Here is a 3,415-nt window from a genome sequence, read left to right as displayed (position 1 = left end):
GCCCCTCGTACGCGGCCGTGTAGACGAACGCCGGCTCGCCGATGACGTCGCCGGCCGCGAACACCCCCGGGGCGGTCGTCTCGAGCGTCTCGTCGACCTGGACGGTCCCATCCTCGCGGAGCCGCACCCCGGCTCGCTCGATCCCCAGATCGTGGGTGTTCGCGCGGCGGCCCGTGGCGACGAGGAGCCGCTCGGCGGCGAGGCGGACGCGGCGGCCGCCGTGCTCGATCTCCAGCACGCGGCCGTCGCCCTCGCGAGACGCGCGGATCGCTCGCGCGCCCGTCCAGATGCGGACGCCCTCGGCGGCGAGGAGCCGCTCGAGCTCCTGCGTCACGTCGTCGTCCTCGGCCGGCAAGACCCGCGCGCTGCGCTGGACGACCGTCACCTGCGTGCCCATCCGTGCGAACGCCTGCGCGAGCTCCAACGCCACGAAACGGCCGCCCAAGACGACCATGGACCGCGGCAGCTCCTCGAGCGCGAGCGCGCCGGTGCTGGTGAGGAAGCCAGCCTCCGCGAGGCCGGGGACGCCGGCCACGTGGGGGCGCATGCCGGTCGCGATCACGGCTCGGGGGGCGGAGAGGCGCGCGCCGCCGACCGAGACGACGCCCGGCAGCTCGAACCGAGCGTGGCCTCGGATCAACGATACCCCCCTCGCCGCTGAGAGCACGTCCGCGTACTTCGCCTGCCGCAACTCGGCGACCAGGTCCCGCTTCTGGCTCATCAGCGCCCGGAAGTCGGTGACCCGGCCCTCCGACTCGACCCCCGCGAACCGGGGGTGGTTCGCGCGGTGCACTCCCTCCGCGGCGCGGATCAGCGTCTTCGACGGGACGCAGCCGATGTTCACGCAGGTGCCGCCCAGCGTCCCGCGCTCGAGGACGGCCACGTTGGCGCCGAGCTCGGAGGCGCGCAGCGCAGCGCCGACCGCGGCGCTGCCCGAGCCGATGACGATGAGGTCGAACGCGCCGCTCGGCGCCTCGCGCCTCGCGCGGCCGTCGGAGTGGGTGCCCGCGTTCGTGGCCATGGCGTCGCCTCAGCCGAACAGTACCGGGACGAGGTAGGGGAAGATGAGGAAGGCCGTCACGCAGACGGTCGCCACCCACAGCAGGGCCCGCCCGGCCCGATGGGTGCGCGGCGCCGGGCAACCGCAAGCGGCGCCCTCCGCCCCGCCGCGCGCCTGGGCCCGAGACCCCGAGCTGCCGTACGTGACGTAGAACCCCGCGCCCAGCAGGCCGAACGTGACCGCCAGGAAGTAGGGCCGGAAGGGCGCGAACTTCACCAGGAGCCCGGCGCCACCCAGGCCGAGCAGCGCGAACACGAGGGGGCCGACGCAGCACGCGGAGGCGAGGAACGCCGAGAGGACCGAGCCTGCGCTCGCGGCGAGGGTGGCGGCGGCGGGGCCGGCGGAGCGGCTCGGCGGCGGCGCCGGCGCGACGCCGCGGGGATCGGACGAGCTGACCATGGCTCACCCAAAGCACGCGCCATGCCGGCTCCCCAACGCGAGCAATTGCGCGCGGATGCGGGGGCCGGTTGCGGCGATTGCCTCCAGAACGGAGGGTTCCTACCATTCCAAGATGGAGTGCTCGTAGTGCCGGGAGGCGACCTCGTCGCGCGGAGCGAGGCCATGCAGCGGGTGCTCGCGCTGGCGGCGCGCGCGGCGGCGACCGACGCCACCGTGCTGATCACGGGCGAGAGCGGGACGGGGAAGGAGCGAGTCGCGCGGCTGCTGCACGCCGGCTCCCGCCGCCGCGCCGGGGCCTTCGTCGGCGTCAACTGCGGCGCGCTGCCCGAGCCGCTGCTGGAGAGCGAGCTCTTCGGCCACAAGAAGGGCGCGTTCACGGGCGCTGCGGCGGACCGCGAGGGGCTGTTCGAGGCAGCCTCGGGGGGCACGCTGTTCCTCGACGAGATCGGGGAGCTGCCGCTGTCGATGCAGGTGAAGCTGCTCCGCGCGCTGCAGGAGCACGCGGTGCGCCCCGTGGGCTCCACGCGGGACGTGCCCGTCGACGTTCGCGTGGTGGCGGCCACCAACCGCGACCTCGAGGCGCTGGTCGAGGGCGGCGGGTTCCGCAAGGATCTCTTCTACCGACTCCGCGTCGTCCCGCTCGAGCTGCCGCCGCTCCGCGCGCGACGCGAGGACATCCTGCCGCTGGCGCGCCAGCTCATCGCCAAGACGTGCAGGCAGAATTCCTGCGGTCCGTGCGCGCTCTCGAGCGAGGTGCTGGACGCGCTGTACGCCTACCCCTGGCCGGGCAACGTTCGGGAGCTCGAGAACGCCATCGAGCGGGCCGTGGTGCTCGCGGAGGGCCAGCCCCGGATCGAGCTCGGCGATCTGCCACCGGAGCTCCGCGCCCCCGTGGCCGCGAGCGGCGCCGCGCCCGAGCCCGCGCCGCAGACGCTCGCGGAGGTCGAGCGGCGCCACATCCTCGCGACGCTCGAGCGGCTCCGCGGCAACCGCGCCGCCACCGCGCGCGCCCTCGGCATCGGCGAGAACACCCTCTGGCGAAAGCTGAAGGCCTTCGGCGTGCCGGGGGGGCGGTGAAGGGGGGAGGCGTGTTGGCGAGCAGTCCGCGAGGGCCCGGCGCGCGAAGAGAACCGAGGTGCACGGCCGCCGACGCCCGCCGCCGGACTCGTCACGCGGCCCGGTGCGATCGCGGTCGCCCGGCCCGTCCCAATTTCTGCGGATTCGCATGCTCGCCAACAGAAGGTCAGGTACTCGACCGCGGAAGAGCGCACGAGGGAGGCGGTCGGGTTCTGCTTGCGGGTCATGGCAGGTGCCCCGCGAGACGGTCGACGATAAAGACACCGCTGGCGTCGTAGTGGCCGAAGAGGCGCCCCGTAGCGCCATCGCTCCACGCATACAGCTCGTGCGTGCTGCCCGAGACGGGATCGCCTTGGAGCTTCTTGAAGGTGCGCGACTTCGGCAGCGTGCGACCGTGGTCGACGTACGCGCTGAACTCGTCGAAGGCCTCGTTGACCTGGACCTTCTGCGCAGTCTCCAGCCCGGCGAACACCTTCTGGACCGCGTCTGCCACGCGCACCTTGCTGGAGAGCGGCGGCTGGAGCTTCTCGGCGAACAGCGTCGCGCGGTGACGAGCCCAGGCGACGTCGCCAAGTACGCTCGTGGTTACCTCGCCATCGACCTCCATCAGCAGCGAATCGGGAGCCCCGTTCGCGTCGTCGGTCCTGACGGTGTAGCCGACAGCAAGCCGTCGAAAGAGAGCCGCGTGTTCGCGCAGTTCGTCGATCTCGGAGAGGCGCACCGGGAGCCGGGGGATCTCCATCAGGGGCATACCCATGCGTGTTAGCAGCTATCAGGCAGACCGCTCCACGGCACCAGAGGGGAGCGACGGAAAAGCTCCCGCTGGCTGCGACGCTGGGGAGACTCTGTGCGGCGTAGGCGTTGCACGATTCGCGGGAG

At 73.0% G+C, this 3,415-nt stretch carries 4 protein-coding genes; 1 reads left to right on the top strand and 3 read right to left on the bottom strand.

Annotated elements, in window-relative coordinates:
- Together IT371_30140 and IT371_30135 are read right to left on the bottom strand one after the other, a co-directional pair.
- Positions 1-1,021 (bottom strand): FAD-dependent oxidoreductase (locus IT371_30140; protein ID MCC6751953.1); only part of this gene is annotated, 1,021 nt, incomplete at its 3' end.
- A gap of 9 nt (positions 1,022-1,030) precedes the next feature.
- Positions 1,031-1,459, bottom strand: coding sequence for a mercury transporter MerT (locus tag IT371_30135; protein MCC6751952.1), 429 nt, complete (start codon positions 1,457-1,459; stop codon positions 1,031-1,033).
- Positions 1,460-1,480: 21 nt separating this feature from the next.
- Here IT371_30135 and IT371_30130 point away from each other — a divergent pair, with 21 nt between their 5' ends.
- Complete coding sequence (locus IT371_30130; GenBank protein ID MCC6751951.1) at positions 1,481-2,536, top strand: sigma-54-dependent Fis family transcriptional regulator; 1,056 nt, start codon at positions 1,481-1,483, stop codon at positions 2,534-2,536.
- A gap of 223 nt (positions 2,537-2,759) precedes the next feature.
- On the opposite strand, the gene IT371_30125 is transcribed toward IT371_30130, so the two are convergent.
- Positions 2,760-3,287 (bottom strand): hypothetical protein, encoded by a 528-nt coding sequence (locus IT371_30125; GenBank protein ID MCC6751950.1) that lies wholly within the window; start codon positions 3,285-3,287, stop codon positions 2,760-2,762.
- Between the last annotated feature and the right edge of the window lie 128 nt (positions 3,288-3,415).

The sequence above is a fragment of the Deltaproteobacteria bacterium genome (assembly GCA_020848905.1).
Lineage (GTDB): Bacteria > Myxococcota_A > Polyangia.
Note: the sequence above shows the minus strand (reverse complement) of the source record. Positions and strands in the feature narration are given on the sequence as shown.